Origin of the sequence: Xanthobacter sp. 126 (assembly GCF_000526175.1) — a bacterium.
Classification (GTDB): domain Bacteria; phylum Pseudomonadota; class Alphaproteobacteria; order Rhizobiales; family Xanthobacteraceae; genus Xanthobacter; species Xanthobacter aminoxidans.
The window spans coordinates 3346383-3371597 of the sequence record NZ_JAFO01000001.1 but is presented as its reverse complement, the minus strand read 5'-3'; the positions used below and the strand labels follow the sequence as shown (position 1 = coordinate 3371597).

The 25215-nt window shown below is 68.3% G+C and carries 26 protein-coding genes; 18 read left to right on the top strand and 8 right to left on the bottom strand.

Annotation, left to right across the window (positions count from 1 at the left end):
- Positions 1 to 117: 117 nt before the first annotated feature.
- Positions 118 to 960, bottom strand: a complete 843-nt coding sequence (gene cysQ / locus XAN126_RS0116040) for a 3'(2'),5'-bisphosphate nucleotidase CysQ (protein WP_024279605.1) — start codon at positions 958 to 960, stop codon at positions 118 to 120.
- Positions 961 to 1154: 194 nt separating this feature from the next.
- Here cysQ and XAN126_RS0116035 point away from each other — a divergent pair, with 194 nt between their 5' ends.
- From XAN126_RS0116035 to XAN126_RS0116030, 3 genes are all read left to right on the top strand, one after another.
- The gene (locus XAN126_RS0116035; protein ID WP_029877269.1) at positions 1155 to 1808 is read left to right on the top strand and encodes a histidine phosphotransferase family protein; all 654 of its coding nucleotides are present in this window, start codon (positions 1155 to 1157) and stop codon (positions 1806 to 1808) included.
- A gap of 22 nt (positions 1809 to 1830) precedes the next feature.
- Complete coding sequence (locus XAN126_RS28420) at positions 1831 to 2286, top strand: hypothetical protein (RefSeq protein ID WP_155982332.1); 456 nt, start codon at positions 1831 to 1833, stop codon at positions 2284 to 2286.
- 185 nt (positions 2287 to 2471) lie between these two features.
- Complete coding sequence (locus XAN126_RS0116030) at positions 2472 to 2807, top strand: DUF305 domain-containing protein (protein ID WP_245272379.1); 336 nt, start codon at positions 2472 to 2474, stop codon at positions 2805 to 2807.
- A 91-nt stretch (positions 2808 to 2898) separates the two neighbouring features.
- On the opposite strand, the gene XAN126_RS0116025 is transcribed toward XAN126_RS0116030, so the two are convergent.
- Entirely contained in the window at positions 2899 to 3600 is a 702-nt protein-coding gene (locus XAN126_RS0116025) for a response regulator transcription factor CtrA (RefSeq protein WP_024279602.1), read from the bottom strand.
- A 468-nt stretch (positions 3601 to 4068) separates the two neighbouring features.
- Between XAN126_RS0116025 and XAN126_RS0116020 the strand changes: the two genes are divergently transcribed.
- The 3 genes from XAN126_RS0116020 to XAN126_RS28415 all read left to right on the top strand — a co-directional run bounded on the left by XAN126_RS0116020 (position 4069) and on the right by XAN126_RS28415 (position 6947).
- On the top strand, positions 4069 to 4464 hold the full coding sequence (locus tag XAN126_RS0116020) for a flagellar export protein FliJ (RefSeq protein WP_024279601.1): 396 nt from the start codon (positions 4069 to 4071) through the stop codon (positions 4462 to 4464).
- A 163-nt stretch (positions 4465 to 4627) separates the two neighbouring features.
- Complete coding sequence (locus tag XAN126_RS0116015; protein ID WP_024279600.1) at positions 4628 to 5167, top strand: sigma factor-like helix-turn-helix DNA-binding protein; 540 nt, start codon at positions 4628 to 4630, stop codon at positions 5165 to 5167.
- A 10-nt stretch (positions 5168 to 5177) separates the two neighbouring features.
- Positions 5178 to 6947, top strand: coding sequence for a hypothetical protein (locus tag XAN126_RS28415; protein WP_155982331.1), 1770 nt, complete (start codon positions 5178 to 5180; stop codon positions 6945 to 6947).
- 7 nt (positions 6948 to 6954) lie between these two features.
- On the opposite strand, the gene XAN126_RS27245 is transcribed toward XAN126_RS28415, so the two are convergent.
- The gene (locus XAN126_RS27245; RefSeq protein WP_024279597.1) at positions 6955 to 8166 is read right to left on the bottom strand and encodes a GGDEF domain-containing protein; all 1212 of its coding nucleotides are present in this window, start codon (positions 8164 to 8166) and stop codon (positions 6955 to 6957) included.
- A 293-nt stretch (positions 8167 to 8459) separates the two neighbouring features.
- On the opposite strand from XAN126_RS27245, the gene speB reads away from it, so the two are divergent.
- The 4 genes from speB to XAN126_RS0115975 all read left to right on the top strand — a co-directional run bounded on the left by speB (position 8460) and on the right by XAN126_RS0115975 (position 11964).
- A complete protein-coding gene (gene speB, locus XAN126_RS0115990) occupies positions 8460 to 9440 on the top strand; it encodes an agmatinase (protein ID WP_024279596.1) in 981 nt (326 codons plus the stop codon).
- A 101-nt stretch (positions 9441 to 9541) separates the two neighbouring features.
- Positions 9542 to 10639, top strand: a complete 1098-nt coding sequence (locus tag XAN126_RS0115985; RefSeq protein ID WP_024279595.1) for an ionic transporter — start codon at positions 9542 to 9544, stop codon at positions 10637 to 10639.
- 82 nt (positions 10640 to 10721) lie between these two features.
- On the top strand, positions 10722 to 11132 hold the full coding sequence (locus XAN126_RS0115980; RefSeq protein WP_024279594.1) for an NADH:ubiquinone oxidoreductase subunit NDUFA12: 411 nt from the start codon (positions 10722 to 10724) through the stop codon (positions 11130 to 11132).
- A gap of 160 nt (positions 11133 to 11292) precedes the next feature.
- Positions 11293 to 11964 carry a DUF2155 domain-containing protein gene (locus tag XAN126_RS0115975; protein ID WP_024279593.1) on the top strand — a complete coding sequence of 224 codons (672 nt, stop codon included), beginning with the start codon at positions 11293 to 11295 and terminating at the stop codon, positions 11962 to 11964.
- Here XAN126_RS0115975 and aat read toward each other — a convergent pair.
- Both aat and XAN126_RS0115965 read right to left on the bottom strand, forming a co-directional pair.
- Positions 11901 to 12572 (bottom strand): leucyl/phenylalanyl-tRNA--protein transferase, encoded by a 672-nt coding sequence (aat, locus tag XAN126_RS0115970; RefSeq protein ID WP_024279592.1) that lies wholly within the window; start codon positions 12570 to 12572, stop codon positions 11901 to 11903. The two genes, XAN126_RS0115975 and aat, sit on opposite strands and share 64 nt — an antisense overlap.
- Positions 12573 to 12687: 115 nt before the next feature.
- Positions 12688 to 13857 (bottom strand): aminotransferase class I/II-fold pyridoxal phosphate-dependent enzyme, encoded by a 1170-nt coding sequence (locus XAN126_RS0115965; protein WP_029877265.1) that lies wholly within the window; start codon positions 13855 to 13857, stop codon positions 12688 to 12690.
- Positions 13858 to 14218: 361 nt separating this feature from the next.
- Between XAN126_RS0115965 and XAN126_RS0115960 the strand changes: the two genes are divergently transcribed.
- From XAN126_RS0115960 to accC, 5 genes are all read left to right on the top strand, one after another.
- Positions 14219 to 15559: a M48 family metalloprotease gene (locus tag XAN126_RS0115960; protein ID WP_245272265.1), complete on the top strand. Its 1341-nt coding sequence runs from the start codon at positions 14219 to 14221 to the stop codon at positions 15557 to 15559.
- A 35-nt stretch (positions 15560 to 15594) separates the two neighbouring features.
- Positions 15595 to 16395: a DsbA family protein gene (locus XAN126_RS0115955; RefSeq protein ID WP_024279589.1), complete on the top strand. Its 801-nt coding sequence runs from the start codon at positions 15595 to 15597 to the stop codon at positions 16393 to 16395.
- A 143-nt stretch (positions 16396 to 16538) separates the two neighbouring features.
- Positions 16539 to 16979 carry a type II 3-dehydroquinate dehydratase gene (gene aroQ, locus XAN126_RS0115950; protein ID WP_024279588.1) on the top strand — a complete coding sequence of 147 codons (441 nt, stop codon included), beginning with the start codon at positions 16539 to 16541 and terminating at the stop codon, positions 16977 to 16979.
- A gap of 51 nt (positions 16980 to 17030) precedes the next feature.
- Entirely contained in the window at positions 17031 to 17510 is a 480-nt protein-coding gene (accB, locus tag XAN126_RS0115945; protein WP_024279587.1) for an acetyl-CoA carboxylase biotin carboxyl carrier protein, read from the top strand.
- A gap of 70 nt (positions 17511 to 17580) precedes the next feature.
- Positions 17581 to 18939, top strand: coding sequence for an acetyl-CoA carboxylase biotin carboxylase subunit (gene accC / locus XAN126_RS0115940; RefSeq protein WP_024279586.1), 1359 nt, complete (start codon positions 17581 to 17583; stop codon positions 18937 to 18939).
- A 78-nt stretch (positions 18940 to 19017) separates the two neighbouring features.
- Here accC and eda read toward each other — a convergent pair whose 3' ends face one another.
- Both eda and XAN126_RS0115930 read right to left on the bottom strand, forming a co-directional pair.
- Positions 19018 to 19665, bottom strand: a complete 648-nt coding sequence (eda, locus tag XAN126_RS0115935) for a bifunctional 4-hydroxy-2-oxoglutarate aldolase/2-dehydro-3-deoxy-phosphogluconate aldolase (protein ID WP_024279585.1) — start codon at positions 19663 to 19665, stop codon at positions 19018 to 19020.
- Between the two features lie 65 nt (positions 19666 to 19730).
- Positions 19731 to 21263, bottom strand: coding sequence for an aldehyde dehydrogenase family protein (locus XAN126_RS0115930; RefSeq protein ID WP_024279584.1), 1533 nt, complete (start codon positions 21261 to 21263; stop codon positions 19731 to 19733).
- 127 nt (positions 21264 to 21390) lie between these two features.
- Between XAN126_RS0115930 and XAN126_RS26430 the strand changes: the two genes are divergently transcribed.
- The 3 genes from XAN126_RS26430 to XAN126_RS0115915 are packed head-to-tail and all read left to right on the top strand — an operon-like array spanning position 21391 to position 22613.
- Positions 21391 to 21597, top strand: coding sequence for a DUF2934 domain-containing protein (locus XAN126_RS26430; protein ID WP_024279583.1), 207 nt, complete (start codon positions 21391 to 21393; stop codon positions 21595 to 21597).
- Positions 21598 to 21609: 12 nt separating this feature from the next.
- Entirely contained in the window at positions 21610 to 21798 is a 189-nt protein-coding gene (locus tag XAN126_RS0115920; protein WP_024279582.1) for a DUF3008 family protein, read from the top strand.
- 14 nt (positions 21799 to 21812) lie between these two features.
- Entirely contained in the window at positions 21813 to 22613 is an 801-nt protein-coding gene (locus tag XAN126_RS0115915) for a Ku protein (RefSeq protein ID WP_024279581.1), read from the top strand.
- A gap of 12 nt (positions 22614 to 22625) precedes the next feature.
- Here the strand turns inward: XAN126_RS0115915 and ligD are convergent, their stop codons facing one another.
- Positions 22626 to 25214, bottom strand: a complete 2589-nt coding sequence (gene ligD, locus XAN126_RS0115910) for a DNA ligase D (RefSeq protein WP_024279580.1) — start codon at positions 25212 to 25214, stop codon at positions 22626 to 22628.
- Position 25215 lies beyond the last annotated feature (1 nt).

The following is a 25215-nucleotide window of genomic DNA, read 5'->3' as shown; positions in this document are numbered from 1 at the left end:
AACAGCGGGACGAATCGGTTCGATTATGGCGACCAGTGTGACCGCGCAAAGGCGCGCCGTCGCTTGTCCCGAGCCGTTGCATCATAATCACCATGGTGATTGCGTGTTATCGGAGCGTTAATCGGCGGTGCGCGCGCGGGCCGGGCCGCCGGCGCCCCAGGCGATGAAACCGTGCACCTTGTAGCCGGTCTCGGCGTGGCCGTAGGTCAGCGGGCTGCCGTCCGGACGGGTGATGCTGCCGCCCGCGGCGGCGACGAGGGCATGGCCGGCGGCGCTGTCCCACTCCATCACGGTCCCGAGGCGGGGATAAAGGTCCACCTTGCCCTCGGCGAGCAGGCCGAACTTGAGGGCCGAACCGGCCGAGATGCGTTCGGCTACTTCATAGCGACCGATCAGCGCGTCCGTGGCGGGGTCGCCGTGGGAGCGGCTGGCCGCCACCACGATCGGCCCCTCGGGCACCTGGCGGCAGGCGATGGGCGTCCAGTCCTGCGCATCCACCGCCGCGCCCGGCGCGCGGATGGCGCGGAAGGCGGCGCCGGGCCGGCCGGCGAACAGCAGCGCCCGCGCCGGGGCATAGACAATGCCGAGCACCGGCGTGCCGTCCTCCACCAAAGCGATATTCACCGTGTACTCGCCGTTGCCGGAGATGAATTCCTTGGTGCCGTCGAGCGGGTCGACCAGCACGAAACGGTTGCCGCAATCGACCTGCGCCCCCAGCGCCATGGCCTCTTCCGCCACCACCGGCACGCCGGGCAGGATGCGGGCTAGCGCGGCGCAGATGATCGCCTCCGCCGCATGGTCGGCCGCCGTCACCGGGCTGAGGTCCGCCTTGTGGCTGGGATCGATGCCCTCCGCCTCGATGCGCCGGATGGCGACGCCGGCCTCAAGCGCCGCCTCGGCGAGCCCCGCGAGGATGGCGGCGTCGGTGGGCGCGGGGGAGCGGGGGGGGCGCTGGGTCATGATGGGTCTCGATGGGCTCGTTTCGGCCGTCTCTAGACGGGCGCGGACCGCGTGTCGATGCGGCGGGAGGGTCGCGCGGCTTGTGGCCCTTCCCGGCGGCGGTGTATCAGGGCCGGCCGTCCTTCGAGACGGATTCGCCATTTCGAGACGCATGCGGTGCCCGGCGCCGTCTCCGTCGCCGCCCGGGAAACGTCATGTCCGCCGACGCCCCCCGCATTCCGCTCGCAGTCTCCGCGCTCGATCTCGGCGCGCTCCTGTGCTCGCGGGTCTGCCACGACGTCATCAGCCCGGTGGGCGCAATCGTAAATGGCCTCGAGGTGCTGGAGGACGAGAACGCCGCCGACATGCGCGACGTCGCCCTCGACCTCATCGCCAAGAGCGCCCGGCAGGCCTCGGCCCGTCTCCAGTTCACCCGGCTCGCCTTCGGCGCGGCGGGCTCGGCCGGTGCGCGGCTCGACACGGGCGATGCCGAGCAGGTGGTGCGCGGCGTCATCGAGGACCAGCGCACGGCGCTGGAATGGACGCTGCCGCGCGTGCTGCTGCCCAAGAACCGGGTGAAGCTGCTGCTCAACCTCGTGCTGCTGGCCGGCACCACCGTTCCGCGCGGGGGCGTCATCCGCGTCACCGGGGCGGGGGAGGGGGACGACGTGACCTTTGCCCTCGCCTCCACCGGCCAGAGCGCCCGCATCCCCCAGGGCATCGAGGCGCTGGCCAAGGGCACTCTTCCCGAGGGTGGGCTCGACGCCCATTCCGTCCAGCCTTTCTATGCCGGGCTTCTCGCCCGTGACTGCAGCCTTTCCATCGGCTTCACCCAGGACGGCGATACGGTTACTCTGACCGCCGCCTGATCGTATCCGAGGACGTGGCTCCATGAGCTTGGCCGCTCGACTTCTCCTGCTTGTCGCGCTGCTCTGCGGCGCGCTGGGGCTGGCGGGTGCGACAAGCGGTGCGGTATTCGCCAATGTCGCCTGTCATCACGAAGCAGCGCAGGGCGCGCCAGCCAAGGCGAGCCCTGACGAGGTGACCGCCCCCGTGGCTGCGACCCTGGCAGCTGCCGTTTCGCCCGAACAGCACGCCCCATCGCATCGACCCGCGCGGCCTGTCACGACGACCCACCTTGGCCATTCGGGCGGCGCCTCCGTGCCGTCCGGCGCGTCTTGTTGCTTCGGCACCGGCTGCCTGATGACCTGCCACTGGGTGACGCCGGCGCTCGACCTCGCACCGCGGCCGGACGGAGCCGGCCAGCGTCTGGGCTTCGCCCCATCGCACGAGCGGCCCGCCCTTGGGCCGGAAGTCCAGCTCCCGCCGCCGCGATATCGGGCCTGAAGGCCACGGCGCCGGCCGAGGGTGCCGGAACGGACATTCCATCGAACAGGAGAGACCCCATGCGGTCCCGCACTTTCGCGGCGCGCTTTCGCGCGGCCGTGCCCTTCACCTTCGCTGCTGTCGTTGTCGCCAGCTTTCTGTCTGTCAGCCCGGCGGCGGCCCAGTCGGCCATGCCCGGCGGTCCGATGATGCACGACATGCAGAACATGCCCCACGCCATGGGCGGCCCGGCCTCCACTGCGGCCGACACCCCCTCCACGGCCGCGTTCAAGGCCGCCGGGGCGCAGATGCACAAGGACATGGACATCGCCTATTCCGGCGATACCGACGTGGACTTCGTGCGCGGCATGATCCCCCACCACGAGGGGGCGGTCGCCATGGCCAAGGTTGAACTCGCCTTCGGCAAGGATCCCGAGATCCGCAAGCTCGCGGAGGGGATCATCAAGGCCCAGGAGGAGGAGATCGCCTTCATGAAGGCCTGGCTCGCCCGCGCCGAGGCCCGCGCACCGGGGAAGAAGTAGCCCAAGCCCCGAAAGGCAAGAGGCCTCAAACGCATGAGGCCCCGCCGGAGCGGGGCCTCATGACGAGAAGGAAAGGGAAAGGGCAGTCAGGTCAGACGGCGATGCGCTCGGCACCGTGCATGGGCTCGCGCAGCACATAGCCGCGGCCCCAGACCGTCTCGATGTAGTTCTTGCCGGCCGACGCGTTCGCCAGCTTCTTGCGCAGCTTGCAGATGAACACGTCGATGATCTTGAGTTCGGGCTCGTCCATGCCGCCGTAGAGATGGTTCAGGAACATCTCCTTGGTGAGGGTGGTGCCCTTGCGGAGCGAGAGCAGCTCCAGCATCTGATATTCCTTGCCGGTGAGGTGGACGCGGTTGCCCTCCACCTCGACGGTCTTGGTATCCAGGTTGACGATGAGATCGCCGGTCTGGATCACCGACTGGGCATGGCCCTTGGAGCGGCGCACGATCGCGTGGATGCGGGCGACCATCTCGTCCTTGTGGAAGGGCTTGGTCAGGTAGTCATCGGCACCGAAGCCGAAGCCCTTCACCTTGTCTTCCGTATTGGCGAGACCCGAGAGGATGAGGATCGGCGTCTTCACCTTCGCCACGCGAAGGGAGCGCAAGACCTCGAACCCGGACATGTCGGGCAAATTCAGGTCCAGAAGAATGATGTCGTACTCGTAGACCTTACCGAGGTCCACGCCTTCCTCACCGAGGTTGGTCGTATAGACGTTAAAGCTCTCGGTCTTCAGCATCAATTCGATGCCTCGGGCCGTAGCACTGTCGTCCTCGATGAGCAAGACGCGCATGGCTATCCCTTTCCTCGCAACTAGCCGAAAGGCGGCGGCGCCGACTTTCGTTGCTCGGCCATCGGGGTGATTCGCGTTACGTGTGTAGAATCGTTAACAGAACTCGATTCCTGCCCACAAGAGTCTGCGCAAAAATCTTTGTGCATGAGAGTCAAGACTGACTCTGTTTCAGGCACTTAAGGTTTTTCCACAGCCCTCACGCAAACCGCCCGACCACCCCTCGCCCGAGCCCCTTGATCCGGCGTCCGGCTGAGCGCGCGGCGGCGCATCACCCGAACCGTAGCGTCATCATTAACGAAGGCGGTAAACGATTGGTTGCCGACGGCGTGATCCGTACGATTTTCCTGCCATGGCGACGCCGAAGGTAAGGAAAGGGCAACCAGCACAGGACATTCTCATTCCCGGAGGCCTCAGGCGCACACGGGCGGGCGTTGAGGGGCTGCGTCATTTGTACCGGAGTAGACGCCGATGAAGTCGCGTGACCCCCTGATCCGTGCCAAGCGGTTCCAGATCGACGATGCGCGCCGGCGCCTCGCGCAGATCGATACGATGATCGCCGAGTTCGAGCGCATGGCCCAGGAACTCGACCGCGACATCGCCGCCGAGGAGGCGCGCTCCGGCATCACCGATCCGCGCCATTTCGCCTATCCGCCGCTGGCGCTCGCCGCGCGCAACCGCCGGGACAATCTGCGCCGCTCCGCGGACGACCTTAAGGTGCAGCAGGACGAGGCCAAGGCCACGCTCACCGAAGCGGAAGCCGACCTCGCGCTGGTGGAGGCGGCCGGAGAGATGGACCGTTCCGCGCGTGTGGACAACGCAACCCGCCGCCCGCCGCTCAGGCCCGCCGCGCCTGTGCGCTTCTGAACGCGGTATGGCTTGAGTTTCAAGGGGGTAGGCAGGTAGCCTTTGCTGCGGTGCGGCAGACGATTTTTCTCGTCCGCGGGCGGTTCCTGCAACCTTGAGGCTTCCATTCGGGTCTACCGCTCCGGTACCTTCTGCTCGGCCAAACCCCGAGCACGAGTGTTCCGTGACTCCCCACCGCAAGGTCCATGCCCTCGTCGACGCGGTTGCCGCGGGCGACCTGCGCGCGTTCGAAGAGCTTTACCGGCTGACCAGCCCGAAGCTCTACGGCATCGTGCTGCGCCTGCTGCGCCGGCCCGAGCTTGCCTCGGAGGCCATGCGGCAGGCCTACCGGCGGGTGCGGTCCGAGGCGCATACCCTGCGGCAGAATGAAGACCCGGTGTGCTGGATGGTCTCCATCGCCCGCGGCTGCGCCCTCGATATGGCCTGGCAGCGGCCGGTAGGCGACGCCTTCGAGCCGTTCGACGTCGCCCAGCGCGGCCATGATCCGATCGCCTCGCCGCACCGCAGCCCGGCTTTGACGCGCCTCCTGACCTGCCTCGGGCGACTGCCCGAGGAGCGGCGCCGGATGCTGCTGCTCGCCTTCTATGACGGCTGGAGCTACGAGGCGCTCTCGGTCTATTTCGACGCGCCCGCGCCGGCCATCCGCGCCTGGATGGCCCGCAGCATCCACCAGCTGGGCGAGTTCCTGGGGCGGCGGTCATGAGGTTCACCCCATGAGCCGGGCCTCACCCGATCGCCTGCCCGAGCGTGTGGCGCAGCCTGATGCGGACCGCATCCTTGCCGCCGAGTATGTGCTCGGGACCCTCGACAATGAGGACCGTCGCCGGGTGCGTGCCCGCTGCGCCGCGGAGCCGCAGTTCGCCGCTCTGGTCCGCCTGTGGGAGCGCCGGCTTGCGCCGCTGCATGAACTGGCCGTGCCGGTCATTCCCTCGCCGGAGATCTGGCGGGCTATCGCCTCGGATCTGAGGAGCGCCCCGCCGGCGCTGCGCGGGGCCACCCTGCCGCGCGGCATGTCGCCCTCGCCCGATCCGCCCCGCCGGCCGGCCATGCCGGAAGGCCGGCCGCTGCGTTCGGCGGCAGGGACGGGGGAGGGCGCAGTCGAACGGGTGCGCCGGCTGTTCGGCCTTGGCCGGGGCGCCGAGCCGGGGCGTGTCGAGCCTTCGCGTGGAGCGGAGCGGCCGTCCCGCCGCCGGGCCTTCCCGCCGCTCGAAGCCGGTCCGATGGGGCCGTACCAATCGATGGAGACCCCACGGGTGCCCGCCGGGCCGATCCGCGACACGAGGTCGGCGGGCCTGTTGCCTCATGTGACGTCCCAGTTGTCCCGTCCCCCGTCGCCCGGGTCGGGGACTGTGCCGACGGCTGCGCGGTTGCCGGAGCCGAGCGCGCCCCTGCAACTGGTCGCGCCTCCGCCCCGCCCCCGCCCGTCGCCCGAGCCGCTCACGCCGCCGCCAGCCTTCATGTTCCTGGAGCCCGATCCGCCGCCAGAGCCGGAGCCCGTCGCGGAGGCGTCGCCCCCGCCGGTCGGGGACGGCGCGCCTATGGAAGCGGCACCGGCGGCGGAGAGCCTACCGGCGTCCGGATCCGTGGCGGAGCCGGACGCGGTCGTTTCTGTGCCGCCCGTGGTGCTTGAGCTGACGGCTCCAGCGGTTTCCGAGGGCGCCCCCGATGCGGCCGAGCCCGCGCCCGTCGCCCCCGTTCCTGCGCCGACGCCGGTTGAAACGGAGCCGGCCGCCATGGAGGCCGCTCTGCCGCCCGTCGCTGAAGGGGTGCCTGAACCTGTCGCAGCGCCCATGGCGTTGGACGTGATCGAGGCCACGGAGCAGAAGCCGGACGAAGAGGCGCCGCCTGCCGTGCTCGCAGATGCCGCCGAGGTGTCTTCCCCTGAGGCCGCCCCTCAGGACGCGCCGGCAAGCGAGCCCCCGTCGGCTGATCCTGCCGCCGGGGAGAAGGCCGAGGAGGCGCCGCTGCCCGGATGGGCAACCGAGGTCGCTTCCGGTGAGGTGTCGGCGCTGCCGGACGAGCCGAGCGCGCCCACGCGCGTCGTCGTGCGTCATGGTCCCTGGCGCGGGATTTCCCTTCTCCTCGCGCTGCTCTGCCTGGGGCTGGGTGGAGTGGCGGCCTATCGCGAATGGGTCTGGCCGGGTGAGGGCTATTGGGTTGCGGTGATGCAGGCGGAGCCGCTGCCCGCGGTGTCGGTGCGGATCGACCCCGATAGCGGCGCCGTGCATGTGCGGTCGTTCGCTCCGGCGCCACCGGACGGCGAGACCTATCGCCTGTGGCTGGTCTCTTCCACCGCCGGCGCGCGGCTGATCGGCGCCTTCTCGTCAGGCTTGTCCGAACGCGTGCCCGAACTCGCGCGGCTTGGCCGGAAGGGGCTTTCGGGCACCGAGCTGGTGGTGACGCGTGAGCCGGCCGACCGGCCGGATACGACAAAGGGGCCTGAGGCAACCGTGGTCTATCGCGGCCGGCTGGTGCCGGAATGAGTGCCCTCTAGCGCGAGGGCTCCGCGGCGATCGCGCCGTGACCCGGCGTGTCCCGCGGCGCGCTCGGGACCTCACCCGATGGCAACTGCGCCATGGCGGTGCGGTTGCGGCCCAGCGCCTTGCCGGAATAGAGCGCGCCATCGGCCGCGATGATGAGGTTGGCGATGGTGTCCGGCCCACTGCTTCCCGGCAGATAGGTCGCCGCCCCGACGGTGAGCGTGACGCCGATGTCGTGGCCCGCGATGTCGCGGAGCTGCTCTTCCACCTGCAACCGCAGCCGTTCGGCGGTGGCGAAGGCGCCCTTCGCTTCCGCCCCTGGCAACAGGATGCAGAACTCCTCGCCCCCGTACCGTCCAGCGACATCGTTGGCGCGGATGCTCTGGGGCACCAGACTGGCAAAGCGCTTGAGTGCGAGGTCGCCCACGTCGTGGCCGAAGCGGTCGTTGACCGATTTGAAATGGTCGAGGTCGGCGAGTAGCAGCGAGAATGGCTGGCGCCGGGTACGGGCGAAGCGCAGCAGTTCCTCGCCCCGCTGGAGGGCGGCGCGGCGATTGAGCAGGCCGGTGAGGTCGTCGAGGGAGGCGACCTTCTCCAGCACCATGTACAGACTGCCGAAGGTCCAGCAGATGGCGAGGCCGAGGCCGACGATGACGACCAGCACCTCCGCCGGGCCGCCATTGCCCGGCAACGGCAGCAGCCCGAATTGCACGCCGACGCCCCGGATCGTGTAGCCGGCGGCCACCATGATCAGGACAATGGCGGATGCGACACGCGAAATGATCGGCCCGCAGCCCGGCGTCTGCAGCAGGGCGCGTCCGGCTATCGCACTCCAGCAGCCGACGAGAATGGAGCTGATGGTCACACGGTCGGCCATGTTGTTGCCGCTCCACAGCGACAGGCCGAGAAGACCCGTGCCGAGCAGCGCCACCGCCGCGACGGCGGCCAGCCCCGGTGGGCGCTCATCGAAGACACGGATGCCGCTGTAGATGAGCCCCATGCCGATGAGGATGCAGCCATTGCCGATCAGCGCGCTCGCCGGAAGACCGATGTCGACGCGCGCGGCAAGGAAAACGCAGCCGGCAGTGAGGAACAGATTGGCGAGCGACCACACGAACACGCAGGACTGCCGCAAGCGCCATCCCGCCAGAAGTTGCAGGGCAGCCAGAAGCAGGCCCACCACGGCCGAGACCGACAGCACAGTCTGGACCTGAAAATCCATGTCTGGGGCCGCTCCGGGGGCGTTGAACCACACGCGGGGAGAAAAATAGGTTGTATGCGCCAATAGCGTGTAGTCGACGTGCGCACAAGTCGGTCGTCCTACTATTGTACGGCGTAATTTTGTTTCCGATGGCTGACTTTGTTTCCGCAGATTGCGGAGGAGTGCCCGCGGCGGGTGAATACGGCACAGGCGTCTCTTGGCCGTGCTTTCGGGGCGCCCGGCCTTCGCTATGATGCAACCGCGCATGGGCCGGCGGCGCTGTGCCGTGCGCGAAAAGTGCCAGCGAGGACAATATGGCCGATCCGACCCTTCCCCGCCCCGTCGACCGCGCGCTGGATCCGGGCTTCCGCCACGGCCAGTCCACCGAGCCGAACTATTCGGGTGTCACGTCCTTCCTGCGCCGTCGCTATGCCCGCGACGGCGGGGGAGCAGAGGTGGTGGTGTGGGGCGTGCCGCTCGATGTGGCGGTGTCGAACCGGCCCGGCACCCGCTTCGGGCCGCGCGCCATCCGCGCCGCCTCCTCCATCCTCGACGGCGATCCCTTCTATCCCTTCGGCTTCGACCCGTTCGAGACGCTGGACGTCGCGGATGGCGGCGACTGCGTGTTCGACTACGGCCTGCCGGCGGGCATCCCTGGCGCCATCGCCGCTCAAGCTGCCGCGCACTACGCCCGCGGCAGCCATCTCGTAACCCTCGGCGGCGACCATTTCCTGACCTACCCCATCCTGCGGGCGCTGACGGCCCGGCTCGGGCAGCCGGTGGCGCTGGTGCAGTTCGATGCCCATCAGGACACATGGGACGACAACGGGGACCGCGTGGACCACGGCACCATGATCACCCGCGCCGTGAAGGACGGCCTGATCCGGGTGGACCGCTCGATTCAGGTGGGCATCCGAACCCATGCGCCCCGCAGCTACGGCATCGAGATCGTGCACGGGAATGTCGCGGGCGAGATGGGGCCTGCGGCCCTCGCGCGGCAGATCTGCGAGCGGGTTGGGGATGCGCCGGTCTATCTCAGCTTCGACATCGACGCCCTCGATCCCGCGTTCGCGCCAGGCACCGGAACGCCGGTTTGCGGCGGGCTCTCCACGCGGGAGGTGATCGCCTGCCTCAGGCGCCTCGGCGCCCTCGACCTCAAGGGTTTCGATGTGGTGGAGGTGTCGCCCCCCTATGACCATGCGGAGATCACGGCACTCGCCGGCGCGACGCTCGCCTCGCTGTATCTGTGCCTCCTGGCGGAGCGCAAGGAGGGCGGACGCTCGCCGGGATTGTAAACCGAAAGGCGCACGGAGGATGGCTATACCTTTTGGCGGACGGGCAGGATAAGGGAAGGCAAGCTCACCGGACGCCATTGCCAGCTTCAGGAAGGGGAGAGATGGGAAAGCGGTCCGCCGTCTCGGCCTATGTCCTGCCCGCTTCGGGCATCCTGCTGGCGCTGACCTTCTTCCTGTGGCCGAGCCTTTCGCCTGCGGCATCGGGCGTCCTGCCCGGAGTGCTGGCCTTCGGCTCGATCGCCCTGCTGTGCGGCTCGGCCTTCTCCGCCGTCGGCCATGCGGACGTGGTGGAGGCGCGGCTCGGCCAGCCCTGGGGCACCCTGGTCCTGACGCTCTCGGTGACCGTCATCGAGGTCTCGGTGATGGCCTCCCTGATGCTCAACGGGGAGAACAACCCGACGCTGGCGCGCGAATCGGTGCTCTCCGTGCTGATGATCGTGAATGCCGGCATCGTCGGGCTGTGCCTGCTCCTCGGCAGCATCCGCCATCGCGAGCAGACCATCCAGCAGCAGGGCGTCTCGGGCTATCTCTCGGCGACGATCGCGCTCGGCGTGATGCTGCTCATCCTACCCAGCGAGACTCGCGCCGGCGCCACCGGCATCTTCTCGCCGTTCCAGCTCATCTACATGTCGGCGATCGCGCTCGCGCTCTATGCCGCCTTTCTCTACATGCAGACCGTACGTTACCGGGAGCATTTCGATGCCCAGCCGCAGGGGCATGCGGAGGATCTGCCGGAACTGCCGGCCTTCATCCTCGCCATCGTCATGCTGCTGGCCAGCCTTGCTGCGGTGGTCTCGCTCTCCAGCTGGGTGGCGATGACCTTCGAGGACTTCCTCGCCCATTTCGCCCTGCGCGACCCGGATGCCGTGATCGGCGCGCTGGTGGCGACCCTCATACTTCTCCCGGAAGGCATCAGCGCGGTGCGCGCCGCCGGGCGCAACCACCTGCAGCATTCGCTCAACATCGCCCTCGGCTCGGCGCTCGCCACGGTGTCGCTGACCATTCCCGCCATGGCGTTCATCAGCGTCATGATCGGACGGCCCATGGTGCTCGGCCTCGACAACGAGGACCGCACTATGCTGCTGCTCACCTTCGTCCTCTCCGTGCTCTCCTTCGGCACCGGAAAGACCAATGCACTCAATGGGGTGATCCACCTCATCGTGTTCTGCGTCTATGTGATGCTGCTGTTCGCCCCCTAAAGAGCTGGTCGGTGGCTGTCCGGCGGTGGACATCGGGCGGGGCGAGTGGCATGTTCCGCGCGACTTGAACGAGGCGCGGGCCGTGAAGAATTTTCTGCTCTACATCTTCACCTGGTGGAACAAGCAGACCGTCGGCACCATGTGGTGGACGAAGCGCTTCGGCGAACTCGTGGGCGAGGACGAGTTCGGCAATCGCTACTATCGCACCAAGGGCGGCAAGATCGACCCGACGCTGGGTTTCGAGCGCCGCTGGGTCATCTATCCCGGCTATGCCGAAGCCTCGACGATTCCTCCGGGCTGGTGGGGCTGGATGCACCACCGTGTGGATACGCCGCCGGTGGATGAGACCTATACCGCCCGCTCCTGGCAGAAGCCGCACCGCCGCAACATGACCGGCACGCCCGGTGCCTACCGTCCCAAGGGCTCGGTGCTGGCCGGTGGCCTGCGTCCCCGCGTCACCGGCGACTACAAGGCCTGGACGCCCGGCGAATAGGCCGGCGCCTCGGCGTCCCGCGGTACTTCTGCACGGTCTCCTTTCTGTGAAGGCTCCTCCGGGCGCCGCCTTGCCACCGCCCGATTCAGGCGGTCAGAAGGGGAGAAGGGCCGGCCCGCTTCCCGGCGTTGCCGCCTTTATTCCACGGGTTCACAGACTGATGCGCTTCCTTTGCTCCGTTTCGCTGCTGGCCGCCGGCCTGATCGCCGCCGCGACGCCTCAGGCGCTGGCGCAGAGCCGCGGCACCATCGAGCAGACCCCGCTGCCGCCGCCCGGAACCATTCCCAACCAGCGTCCACTACCCCAGGTGCCCAACAGCGTTCCGGTGATCGTGGCCCCGCCCACGGCGCCCGCGCAGCGACCGGCGGCCCCCGCCGCAATCCAGCGCGGTCCAGCGCCCCCGCCGCCTCCGGCCGCTGCCCAGCAGCCCCCCGCTGGCATGCAGCCCGCGCCTCCCGGGGATGAGGGCGACGTGGTGGTGGTGCAGCCGCCGACTCAGAAGATCGCCAACGCCTATGCGGTCTATGCCGGCCTCGACAAGATCACCGGACGCATCACCTCGTTCGATATCGCCATCGGCGAGACGGCCCAGTTCGGCGCTCTGCAGGTGACGCCGCGCGTCTGCTACACGCGTCCCGCCACCGAGACGCAGAACACCACCTCCTTCACCGAGGTGAACGAGGTGACATTGCAGGGGCAGGCCAAGCGCATCTTCACCGGCTGGATGTTCGCCGCGAGCCCAGGCCTGCACGCGGTGGAGCACCCCATCTATGACGTGTGGCTGATCGGCTGCAAGGCGGCCTCACCCGTCACCGCCCGGGGCCAGCAGTAGAAATCGCCCTCCACCTCGAGGGCGTTCTCCAGCAGCTTGTGATAGTGCCGCCGCGACACCTCGAGCGCCCCGAAGGTCTTGAGGTGGCTGGTGACGAATTGCGTATCGAGCAGCCGGAAGCCGCCGGCGATCAGCCGCCCCACCAGATGCACCAGCGCCACCTTGGAGGCGTCCCGCTCGCGGTGGAACATGCTCTCGCCGAAGAACGCGCCGCCCAGCCGCACCCCGTAGAGGCCGCCCACAAGTTTCCCGTCGCGCCAGGCTTCCACCGTGTGGCAGCGCCCGCGGGCGAACAGTTCGCCATAGAGGCGGCGGATGGGATCGTTGATCCAGGTCTTGTCGCGGCCTTCCTGCGGCTCGGCGCAGCCGTCGATGACCGCCTCGAAATCGCTGTCCACGCGCACCTCGAACTTGTCCGCGCGCACCGTTCGGGCGAGGCGGGAGGAGACGTGGAAGGCGTCGAGGGGGATGATGCCGCGCCGCTCGGGCTCGATCCAGTAGAGGCCGGGATCATCGGCGCTCTCGGCCATCGGGAAGATGCCGCAGGCATAGGCCTTCAGCAGCACATCGGGCGTGATCTCGACGATCTGGTCGTTCGGCCGGCTCATGACGGGTCATCCTACCAGCAAATCGAGCGGCCGTGTGGCGCGGCGGCGTGCCGGCGGTCTCCCCGGGCCAACCGCGACCCATTGACACGCGCGGCGCGCAAACGGGTCGGCGACGTCACCCCCGCTTGAGGAAGTCGCCGATGCGCCGCACCGCTTCCGCCATGTCCGCCCCCGAGCCGGCATAGGAGAAGCGCAGGAACTGGCGGCCGTGGAACGGGTCGAAATCCACGCCGGGCGTCGCCGCCACATGGGCGGCATCGAGCAGGCTGCGGGCAAAGGCCGCCGAATCGTCGGTGAAGTCGGAGACGTCGGCATAGAGGTAGAAGGCGCCGTCCGCCGGCAGGAAGCGACCGAGACCGGCAGCGGGCAGCCCCTCGGTGAGGATGCGGCGGTTCTCCACATAGGTCGCCTTCACCTGATCCATCTCCGCGCGCCCCTCGAAGGCGGCGTCGGCGGCGATCTGCGACAGGGTCGGCACGGAAATGGAGAAGTTCTGCTGCAGCCGTTCCATGGTGCGCGAGACGCCGGGCGGCACCACCATCCAGCCGACGCGCCAGCCGGTCATGCAGAAGTATTTGGAGAAGGAGTTGATGACGGTGACGTCCTCGCCGATCTCCACCGCGCTCACGGCCGGGAAGGCATAGTCGAGGCCGTGGTAGATCTCGTCGGAGACGAAGGCGAGGCCGAGGTCGCGGGCGCAGGCATGGAGCGCCGTCAGGGCAGCCCGGTCCATCATGGTGCCGGTGGGATTGGCGGGGCTCGCCACCAGAACGCCCTTGAGCGGCGCAGCGCGATGCGCCTCCAGGAGGCGCTCGGGGGTGAGGGCGTGGCGGTCCTCGGCGCGGGTCTCGATCAGCACCGGTTCGCAGCCGAGCGCGGACAGGACGTGACGATAGGGCGGGTAGCCCGGTGCGGCGATGGCGACGCGATCCCCCGGCTCGAACAGCGCGAGGAAGGCAAGGATGAAGCCGCCCGACGACCCATTGGTCACGACGATCCGCTCCGGATCGACCAAGACGCCGTGCTGCTCCGCGTAATGGCGGGCGATGCGCGCCCGAAGGGCAGGGATGCCGAGGGCGGCGGTATAGCCCACCTGTCCGGCCGCAAGCGCCGTCGCCGCCGCCTGCCGGGCCACGAGCGGGGCGGGGGCCGCCGGCTGGCCCACCTCCAGATGGATCACATGCCCGCCCTGCGCCTCGATCCGGGCGGCGTGCTCCATCACGTCCATGACGATGAAGGGCTCGACGGCGCTGCGCCGGGAGAGAAGAGGGAGACTGTTCCGCATAGTCGAATTTCCGTTGCGCTCGTGCGGCGTGCGCCGCGCAGATGCCCGCGTTGCCGTGCTGCCGCCTTATTCTGCCTGTCCCTGAGGCGGGTTCGCCCCAACGTGAAGGCCTGCGGATTGACCTTGGCATCTGCCAAAGCCAGTGTCCGGCAGTCTCGTAGCCTGTGCCCCGGAGCGAGCCAAGGCGGATATTGCTGTGGTCCCTGCGTGAATGGCGGCTTGCGTGGTGGTTGACGGAATGGATCGAACCCGAGCGGATATGCGGATCGGAACTGGAAAGCGTGCCCGGTACGGGCTTCGTGCCGCCGGACGCATGCTTTGCCTCGCCGCCGCGACCGCTCTGCCGTTCCAGGCGACATGGATGGGCGCTGCCCAGGCGCAGGAGCAGGCGCCCCGCTCGGCGCCCCAGACCATCCAGGACACCGAGATCGAGGCCCTGCTGAAGGACTACACCCGTCCGATCCTGAAGGCCGCAGGCCTCGCTCAGCAGAATGTGGAGGTGGTGCTCATCTCCAGCCGCGCCTTCAATGCCTTCGTGGCGGACGGCCGGCGCATTTTCGTGAACACGGGCGCGCTCGTCGATTCGGTGACGCCCAACCAGATCATCGGCGTGCTCGCCCACGAGACCGGCCATATCGCCGGCGGCCACCTCGCCCGCATGCGCGAGCAGCTGGCGGGCGCCCAGACCATGGCCATCGTCGCCATGCTTCTGGCGGCGGGCGGTGTCGCGGCCGGCGCGGCGAGCGGCATGAACGGCCGGGACGTGGGCAATGTGGGCGCGGCCGCGATATCAGCACCGCAGGAGATGATCCGCCGCTCGCTGCTCTCCTACCAGCGCGGCGAGGAGGCGGCCGCCGACCGGTCGGCGGTGAAGTATCTCAATGCCACCGGTCAGTCGTCCAAGGGCATGCTGGAGACGTTCGAGCGCTTCCAGAACGACCAGCTCTTCATCAGCCAGCGGATCGATCCCTACGTCCTGAGCCACCCGATGGCGCGCGAGCGTATCGGCGCGCTGGAACAGCTCGCCAAGTCCAGCCCCTACTACAACGTCAAGGACCCGCCGGCCCTGCAGGCGCGCCACGACATGATGCGGGCGAAGCTCATCGGTTTCATGGAGCGGCCGGAGGCCGTGGTGCGGCGCTACCCGCCGTCAGATACCTCCATGGCAGCGCAGTATGCGCGCGCCATCTCGGCCTACCGTTTTGGCAACGTCGATTCGTCCATCCGTCAGATCGATGCGCTGATCGCCAAGGAGCCCTCGAATCCCTATTTCCAGGAGCTGAAAGGCCAGGCGCTGCTGGAGGCGGGACGGGCGGGCGATGCGGTCGGTCCGCTGCGCAAGGCCGTGCAGATAACCAACGGCGCTCCGCTCATCCGGGCGATGCTGGGGCAGGCGCTCGTACAGTCGGGCAATCAGGCGAACACCCAGGAGGCGATCCGGGAGCTGATCCAGGCGACGCAGCGCGATCCCAATTCGCCCTCGGCTTGGCGTTCCCTCGCGCTCGCCTACGGCCGCACCGGTGACATTGCCAATGCAGACCTGGCCTCGGCGCAGTCCTATTTCGCGTCCGGTGACTTCAAGCTCGGCCGGGAACTCGCGGCCCGCGCCCGGACGAAGTTTCCGCAGGGGGCGCCCGGCTGGCTCAAGGCCGACGATCTCGTGAATTTCAAACCGCCCGCATCTGCCGCAAACCAGCGCTGATGCCCAAAGACAGCTTTTCACCCAAGGAGCCCCGCATGTTCTCCCCCACGGGCCTGGCCCGCACCGGCTTCCGGCACCTCGCCGCCCGCCTCTCCGCGCTGGCGTTGGCTGCCGTACCGGCCTTCTTCCTCGCCGCCACCCCGGCCGCGGCCTTCACGGACGAGGAGAAGAAGGAACTCGGCGGCATCATCCGCGAGTATCTGATCCAGAATCCGGAAGTCCTCCAGGAAGCCATTTCCGTGCTGGAAAGCCGGCAGATGGTGGCCGATGCGACCCAGCGCAGCAAGGCGGTCGCCGAACTGAAGCCGCTCCTCCTGTCCAGCCCGCGCGGCATCGTCGCCGGCAACCCGCAGGGTGACGTCACGCTGGTCGAGTTCTTCGACTACAATTGCGGCTATTGCAAAAAGGCGCTGTCGGACCTTCAGGACCTCATCAAGCAGGATCCGAAGCTGCGCGTGGTGCTGAAGGAATTCCCGGTCCTCGGCCAGGGCTCGGTGGAGGCGGCGCAGGTGGCCGTGGCCGTGCGCATGGTTGCCCCCGAGAAGTACATGGCCTTCCATCAGGCCCTGCTCGGCGGCCGTGGCCAGGCCGATCGCGCCAAGGCGCTGGCGGCGGCCAAGGAGGTCGGCATCGACCCCGCGCTGATCCAGAAGCAGGCCACCTCGCCCGAGCTGAACGCGACCCTCGACGAGAGCATGAAGATCGCCGAGGCGTTGTCGCTGAACGGCACGCCGTCCTATGTGATCGGTGATCAGGTGGTGATCGGTGCCGTCGGCTTCGACAAGCTGAAGGCCGCCATCGCCAACGTCCGCAGCAAGCAGCCGGCGGCGAAATAAGAGGGGCAACCCGCCCAATGCCTGCGGACTCGGTCTAGCCTTCACATGGCAGACCGTCCCGCGGGCACTCTTTCCATCGGGCGCGCGCACCCCTATAAGGCTGCGACCCGGCCGACAGGAGGCCGGTGGCAGATCACGCACGGATGACAGACACTGTCCACGTCCTGAACGGGCCCAACCTCAACCTGCTCGGAACTCGCGAGCCCGGCATCTATGGCGCGGCGACGCTTGCCGATGTCGAGGCGCTGTGCCGGGCCGAGGGCGAGGCGCTGGGCTTCGACATCGTCTTCCGCCAGACCAATTCGGAAGGCGCGCTGGTGGATTTCATCCAGGCGGCCCGTGGAGCGCGGGGGATTGTCCTCAATGCCGCTGCCTACACCCACACCTCCGTCGCGCTGCGCGACGCGGTGTCCGCGGTGGGGGTGCCGACCATTGAGGTCCATCTGTCCAACGTGTTCGCGCGGGAAGACTTCCGCCACCATTCCTACCTGTCGCCCGTCGTCCGCGGAGTGATCTGCGGCTTCGGACCGCAGAGCTATGTGCTGGGCCTGCGCGCCATCGCCGGCCTGCCGCAGACCCCTTAGATCCCCCAACGCCCTCGCGCGGCCCGACGGCCAGCCAGAGCCAGGAACATCATGAAGCCCTCCAACCCTCCCATCGACACCGCCATCGTCAAGGAGATCGCCGATCTCCTCTCGGGCAGCGACCTGACCGAGATCGAGGTGGAGCACGAGGGCCTGCGCATCCGCGTGGTGCGCGCGCCCGCCTCGGTTACCATCGCCCAGGGTGCACCCTACGCGGCGCCCTATCCGGCTGGCGCGCCCGTCGCGGCGGTTGCCCCGGCTGTCGCGGCCGAGGCCCCGGCGGACCTCTCCAAGCATCCGGGCGTCGTTGCCTCCCCCATGGTGGGCACCGCCTATCTCGCCGCCGAGCCCGGTGCCCCCCCATTCATCGAGGTGGGCACCAGCGTGCGCGAGGGGCAGACCGTGCTCATCGTCGAGGCGATGAAGACCATGAACGCCATTCCCGCGCCGCGGTCCGGTACCGTCACGCGCATCCTCGTGGGCAACGCGCAGCCGGTGGAATACGGCGAGCCCCTGCTCATCATCGAATGAGCGCGCCCGCGAGGCACGCACACACCGGCAGGCACCCACGAGGCAGGCACCCAAAAGGTACGCACCGCTGATGTTCAGAAAAATCCTCATCGCCAACCGCGGCGAGATCGCGCTGCGCATCCTGCGCGCCTGCAAGGAGCTGGGCATCGCGACGGTGGCGGTGCACTCCACCGCCGACGCCGACGCCATGCATGTGCGCCTCGCGGATGAGAGCGTGTGCATCGGCCCGCCGCCGGCCCGCGAGAGCTATCTCAACATCCCCTCGCTGCTCGCCGCCTGCGAGATCACCGGGGCGGATGCGGTGCATCCGGGCTACGGCTTCCTCGCCGAGAACGCCCGCTTCGCCGAGATCCTTGCCGATCACAACATCCACTTCATCGGCCCCAAGGCGGAGCACATCCGCATCATGGGCGACAAGATCGAGGCCAAGAAGACGGCCCAGGCCCTCGGCATCCCCGTGGTGCCCGGCTCCGATGGCGGCATCCATTCGGACGAGGAAGCCCACCGCGTCGCGGCCGAGATCGGCTTCCCGGTTCTGGTGAAGGCGGCTGCCGGCGGCGGCGGGCGCGGCATGAAGGTGGCGATGACCGCCGACGACCTGTCGCAGGCCCTCTCCACGGCCCGCACGGAGGCCAAGGCGGCCTTTGGCGACGATGCCGTCTACCTGGAAAAGTATCTCTCCACCCCGCGTCACATCGAGGTGCAGGTGCTGGGCGACGGCAAGGGCCACGCCATCCATCTCGGCGAGCGCGACTGCTCGCTCCAGCGCCGCCACCAGAAGGTGTGGGAAGAAGCGCCGTCTCCGGTCATCACCGCGGCCCAGCGGGCCGAGATCGGCGAGACCTGCGCCGCGGCCATGCGCAAGCTCGGCTATATCGGCGTCGGTACCATCGAGTTCCTGTACGAGAACGGGAACTTCTACTTCATCGAGATGAACACTCGCATCCAGGTGGAGCATCCGGTGACGGAAATGGTCACCGGCATCGATCTGATCAACGAGCAGATCCGCGTGGCGGCGGGCGAGCCGCTGACACTGACCCAGAAGGACGTGGTGATCGAGGGCCATGCCATCGAGTGCCGCGTGAATGCGGAGCACCCGACCACCTTCCGCCCGTCGCCCGGCAAGATCACGCACTATCACGTGCCCGGCGGCCTCGGCATCCGCGTCGATTCCAACGCCTATCAGGGCTACGTCATTCCCCCCACCTATGACAGTCTCGTGGGCAAGCTTATCGTTCACGGCAAGACGCGGGACGAGTGCCTGCGCCGCCTGCGCCGTGCGCTGGACGAGTTCGTGGTGGATGGCATCGACACCACCCTGCCGCTGTTCCGTACGCTGGTGCGCACCCGCGACGTCGCCGAGGGCCAGTACGACATCCACTGGCTGGAGCACTTCCTCGCGGAGGGAGAAGGCAAGAACGTCGGCTGAGCCAAGGCGAACTGAGCCCCAACAAATGAAAAAGCCCGGCCAAGTGCCGGGCTTTTGCTTATGAAAAGGCGCCTCCCCTCAGCCGAACTTGGCCGCCCGCTTGAGCTGGGAAGCCGCCGTCGCAAGTTCCCGCACCTTGGCGAAATTGCCGGCGCGGATGGCGTCGGTCGGCACCACCCAGGAGCCGCCCACCGCCACCACGTTGGGCAGGGCCAGATAATCGCCCGCGTTCGCCGGGCCGATGCCACCGGTAGGGCAGAAGCGCAGGTGGGGCAGGGGGCCGGCGATGGACTTCAGGAAGCTCGCGCCGCCTGAGGCCTCCGCCGGGAAGAACTTCAGCACTTCGAAGCCCAATTCTGCGAGCCGCATGGCCTCGGACGTCGTGGCGCAGCCGGCCATGATCGGAATCGGTGCCTCGGTGAAGGCGGCGGCGAGCTCCGGCGTGGTGCCGGGGCTGACGAGGAAGGTGGCGCCGGCCTTGATGGTCGCCTCGATCTGCGCGCGGCTGGTGACGGTTCCGGCGCCGGCAATGGCGCCTTCCACCTCGGCCGCGATCAGACGCAGGGCTTCCATCGCCACCGGGGTGCGCAGCGTCACCTCGATCAGCGGCAGGCCGCCTTCCACCAGCGCGCGGGCGAGGGGAACGGCGTCTTCCAGGCGTTCGATGACCACGACCGGCACCACCGGGGCCTTGGCGATGAAGGGAAGGGGGCTCGGAAGGCTCATGAGGTATCTCCGTTAAATCGTTTGAAGCGCAGTCCTGCCGTCGTGTCGAGCCCCAATCGCTCCGGTCATCCCACGTCGAAGGTCACGCCTTGGGCCAGCGGCAGGCGGTCGCCGTAATTGATGGTGTTGGTGGCGCGGCGCATGTAGGCCTTCCAGCTGTCGGAGCCCGCCTCGCGCCCGCCGCCGGTCTCCTTCTCGCCGCCAAACGCGCCACCGATCTCGGCGCCGGAGGGGCCGATGTTCACATTGGCGATGCCGCAATCCGAGCCTGCCGCCGAGAGGAACCGCTCCGCCTCGCGCAGGTCGGTGGTGAAGATGGCGGAGGCGAGCCCCTGCGGGACCTCGTTGTTGAGGCGGATGGCGTCGGCGATGTCCGAATAGCGCAGCACGTAGAGGATGGGCGCGAAGGTCTCTGCCGCCACACTGTCCGTCTGGGCGGGCATCTCCACCAGCGCCGGACGGACATAGTAGGCATCGAGGGCGAACTCGGCTCCGAGCCGCTCGCCGCCAATCACGGTGCCGCCGGCGGCGCGCGCCGCCTCCAGCGCCACCTGCATGGCCTCGAACGCGCCGGCATCGATGAGCGGACCCACCAGCGTGCCCTCCTCGCGCGGATCGCCGACGCTCACGGAGGCATAGGCGGCCTTCAGGCGGGGCAGCAGCGCGTCGTAGACGCTCTCGTGCACCATCAGCCGGCGCAGGGTGGTGCAACGCTGGCCGGCCGTGCCCATGGCGGAGAACGCGACGGCGCGCAGTGTCAGATCGAGGTCGGCCGAGGGGCAGACGATGGCGGCATTGTTGCCGCCCAGCTCCAGGATCGACCGCCCGAAGCGCTGCGCCACGCGTGGCCCCACATGGCGGCCCATGGCGGTGGAGCCGGTGGCGGAGATGACCGGCACCCGCGCATCGTCCACCAGTGCCTCGCCGGCGGCGCGGCCGCCCAGCACCAGCGTCGAAAGCCCTTCCGGGACGCCGCCGAAGCGGGCGGCGGCACGGGCGAAGATGGCGTCCACGGCGAGGGCGGTGAGCGGCGTCTTCTCAGACGGCTTCCACACGACGGAATTGCCGCACACGAGGGCCAGCGCGGCATTCCACGCCCACACCGCGACCGGAAAGTTGAAGGCGGAGATGACGCCGACCACTCCCATGGGGTGCCACGTCTCCATCATCCTGTGGTCCGGCCGCTCGGTGGCGATGGTGAGGCCGTGGAGCTGGCGGGAGAGGCCGACGGCGAAATCGCAGATGTCGATCATCTCCTGCACTTCGCCGAGGCCCTCGGAGGTGATCTTGCCGGCCTCCAGCGTCACCAGCGCGGCAAGATCGGCTTTCGCCGCCCGCAGTTCCTCGCCGAACAGGCGCACCAGTTCGCCACGCCGCGGCGCGGGCACCATGCGCCAGTCGAGGAAGGCGGAATGGGCGCGGCCGATGGCTTCCTGAACCGCTGGGGCGTCCATCTCCGCGATGCGGGCGATGACTTCCCCGGTCAGCGGCGTCACCGCCTCGCGCCCGCCCTTGAGGCGGTCGTCCGGGATGCCGAGGCGCGCCAGCAGGGCATCTGCATCCGCTTCGATCTCGCCGGTGCCGGGAAAGCGCGCCATGGTCGTCTCCTCGTTCTGATTTGCCCTGTTCTAGCCGTCCTCTCGGCCGGCGGGAACCATTGGGCGCGGCCGGGGTTTCAGCCGAGGGGGGCGAGGCGCGCCCTTCAACTTGCGCGGAGGAACCAAAATGCCCCACGCCACTAACCCCGCATCCATCGGCACCGATCCCGCTCATGCGGCCAACGCGTTGCAGGGCCTCTCCGACACTGAACGCGACCGCATCCGCTGGCGTGCCCATGCGCTCTGGCGGGAGGACGGCTGCCCGCAGGGCCGCGACCGGGAATACTGGGAGCGGGCGGAGCTGGAAATCCTGAAAGGCCGACGCTCCTACTGACGGAGGCTATTTATGCCAGCAAAATCAAAGGCCCAGCAGATGGCGGCGGGTGCCGCCCTCTCCGCCAAACGGGGCGAGCGCAAGAAATCCTCGCTCAAGGGCGCCTCCCGCGAGATGGTGGACTCCATGAGCGAGAAGGAGCTTCATGACCTTGCCGCCACCAAGCAGAAGGGCAAGCCTTCCCATGCCTCCAATGACTGAGCGGTGAGGCGGCCATGGCGCCGCGTGCCTTCTGGAAGGGCTATCTGAAGCTCTCCCTCGTGACCTGCCGGGTGGCCATGACACCGGCCACCTCCGAGCGGGAGAAGGTGCGCTTCCACACCCTGAACCGGGCGACAGGCAACCGCATCGTCTCCCGCTATGTGGACGAGGTCTCCGGCAAGCCGGTCTCCGAGGAGGACGAGGCTCGCGGCTACCAGACCGGCGACGACAGCTATGTCCTTGTCGAGGATGAAGAACTCGACGACGTTGCGCTGGAGACGACCCGCACGATCGACATCGAGAGCTTCGTCGCGCGGGACAGCATCGGCTGGGTCTATCTGGACAAGCCGCACTATCTCGTGCCCGACGACGAGGTGGGAGCGGAAGCCTTCGCGGTGATCCGCTCCGCCATGGAGGAGACGAAGACGGCGGCGCTCTCGCGCCTTGTCATGTATCGCCGCGAGCGGGGCGTCATGCTGGAGCCGCGCGGGCGCGGGCTCATTCTGTGGACCCTGCGTTACGGCGACGAGGTGCGCCATTTCGATGGTGCGCCGGAAGCGGAGGAGGCGCCGGACAAGGCGGCGCTGGGTCTGGTCAAGAAGCTGATTTCCGAGCGAACCCAAGCGTTTGAGCCCGAGATGGTGCACGATCCGGTGCAGGAAGGGCTCATCGATCTCATAGCTTCCAAGCGCAAGAAGCGCCCGGCGAAGAAGGCGGCCAAGGCCGCGGCGGAGGAGCCGCCGGGGGGCAATGTGGTGAGCATCATGGATGCGCTGCGCCGGAGCCTTTCGGCGGAGAAGGGCAAGCGCAAATAGGGCGCGCCCGCCTCACGCGCCCGGCAGCGGCACCGCTGCGGCGCGGAAGTCTCCCCACGGGTCGTGGCCGAGATTCATCAGCCTTGCCAAGGCATTGCCCACGTTGAAATGCTGCGGGCCGATGGCCTCGCCCAGCTCATCCCAGGCCAACGGCATGGACACCGGCGCCCCCGGCCGAGCCCGTGTGGAATAAGGCGCCACCGCTGTCGCACCGCGCTGATTGCGCAAATAATCGATAAGAATCCGGCCCTTGCGCTTGGACTTGGTGATGGTGGCGACGAAACGCTCTGGGCTGTCCCCTGCCATCTCCTCCGCCATCTGCTTCGTGAAGGCCTTCAGCCGGGGCCAGTCCGCATTGGGCGAGAGCGGTGCGCAGACGTGCAGGCCCTTGCCGCCGGAGGTTTTCACGAAAGCAGAAAGCCCTTTTTTCTCAAGTCTTTGCCTCACCTCCTCGGCGGCGGAAATCACGTCCTGCCACGGCACGTCGTCGCCCGGATCGAGATCCATGGTGAGGAGATCGGGCCGCTCCCAGTCCGCCAGCGTGGCGCCGAAAGGGTGCATTTCCAGGGCCGCGCCCTGGACCAGGGCGGTCAGGCCGTCGAGGTCGCGGATGGCGAGGTAGGGGGCTTCGTCCTTCGCCTTGGGGTCGGGGACCTGAAGGATGTTCCTGTCCAGTCCCTTCCACGGGTGCTTCTGGAAAAAGCGTTGACCGTCAATGCCTTCCGGGCAGCGCACCAGCGCCAGCGGGCGTCCGGTGACGAAGGGAGCCATATGGCGCCAGACCTGCGCATAATAGTCCGCCAGTCCCTCCTTGGTGAGGCCGACATCCGGCCAGTAGACCCGGTCCGGGTGGGTAAGGCGCACCCGGCGCTTCGGCGTGTCTGGATCGGATGCCTTTGTTTGAGAAGGACTTTCCCGCACGATCTCGCTCGCCGGCTTGTCATCGCGGAGGCCGCGGAAGGCGGCGTGGCGCAGGTGGCCGTCACCGGTCCAGGCGCCGAACTCCACCTCCGCCACATGCAGCGGCTCGACGAAGGTGACGCCCCGCGTCTCCTCGGCGGTGAGCTTGTCGGAAAAGGGTGAAACTTCAGTCTTTTCAGAGGCTAAGAGCTTATGAAGATCGGCCGCGACCCGCTGGGTGAAGCCGGTTCCGACCCGCCCCACGTAGCGCAGCTTGCCGTCCTCGAACACCCCAAGCGCCAGCGAGCCGATGGCGGTGCGCGAGGTGGTGGAGGGGACGAAGCCGCCCACCACAAACTCCTGTCGTTCCAGGCACTTGGACTTGATCCAGTCGCGCGTCCGGCCGCTGTGGTAGGGGGCGTTCTTGAGCTTGGAGACCACCCCTTCCAGGCTCAGGCGGCAGGCGTGGGAGAGGACGAGGGCGCCGTCGTCCTCGAAATGGGCGCTGTAGCGCACCTTGTCCCCGTCCTGTCCCACCAGTTTTTCCAGCAAGTCCTTGCGATCCTTGAGGGGAAGGGGCGTCAGGTCGTGGCCGTCGAGGTGGAGAAGATCGAAGAGGTAATAGACGAAGCGGTCGCTCCGCCCCTCCGACAGATCGGCCTGAAGGGCGGAGAAATCGCTCGCGCCATTGCCGGATTCCACGACGATTTCACCGTCGAAAAGCGCGGTTCGAATGGGGAATCGGTGGAGTTCGGCAGGGATGCCGGTGCCGAACCTGTCAGTCCAGTCGAGTCCGGTGCGCGTCAGCAGCCGCACCTTGCCGTTTTCGACCCGAGCCTGGATGCGATAGCCGTCGAACTTGATCTCGTGGAGGTAACGTGTGCCGGCCGGCGCCTTCGTCGCCAACGTGGCCAGGGCGGGAGGCACGAAGGCGGGCAGGGGGGCGGCCTTCGCCCCCTTGGGCAGGGTGAGGGGGGTGCCGCTGGTGCCCTTCGCACCGTCGGGCGGGGGATCGTCGGCGGGCGGGGCGGGGGACTTCGCCGCGGGGGTTTTTAGCGCGGCCTTCTTCGCACTCATCCCGGACTTCGCGGCCCGCTTCTTTGGCGGCGGGTCATCGGCCGAAAGGGCCTCCACGTCGCGGCCGGAGACCACCGAAAGAGGCTCTTCCTCCAATATGTCCGGCGCGCCGTCCGGCCGGGCGAATTCATCCTCCGCCTTGATGAGCAGCCAGTTCTCCTTCGTCTCTCCCTTGCGGGGCGCCATGCGCACCAGATGCCAGCGGCCGTGGAGCTTTTCGCCGTCGAGGGTGAATTCCATGTGGCCCTTGGCATAGGCCTTGTGCGGGTCGCCGATGGGGGTCCAGGTGCCGCGATCCCAGATGATGACGTTGCCGCCGCCATACTGGCCCTTGGGGATGGTGCCCTCGAAGCCGCCGTAGTCGAGGGGATGGTCCTCCACATGCACGGCGAGGCGCTTCTCGCCGGGCACGAGGCTGGGGCCGCGGGTGACGGCCCAGCTCTTCAGCACGCCGTCCATCTCCAGCCGGAAATCATAGTGCAGCCGCCGCGCCGCATGTTTCTGGATGACGAACGAGCCTTCCGGCCGCGCGGCCTCTCCCTTGCCCTTGCGCTTCCTGGTGCCGGAGGGCTCGGGGGTGGCGGCGAAGTCGCGCTTGGCGCGGTAGCGGTCAAGGTCGGCCATG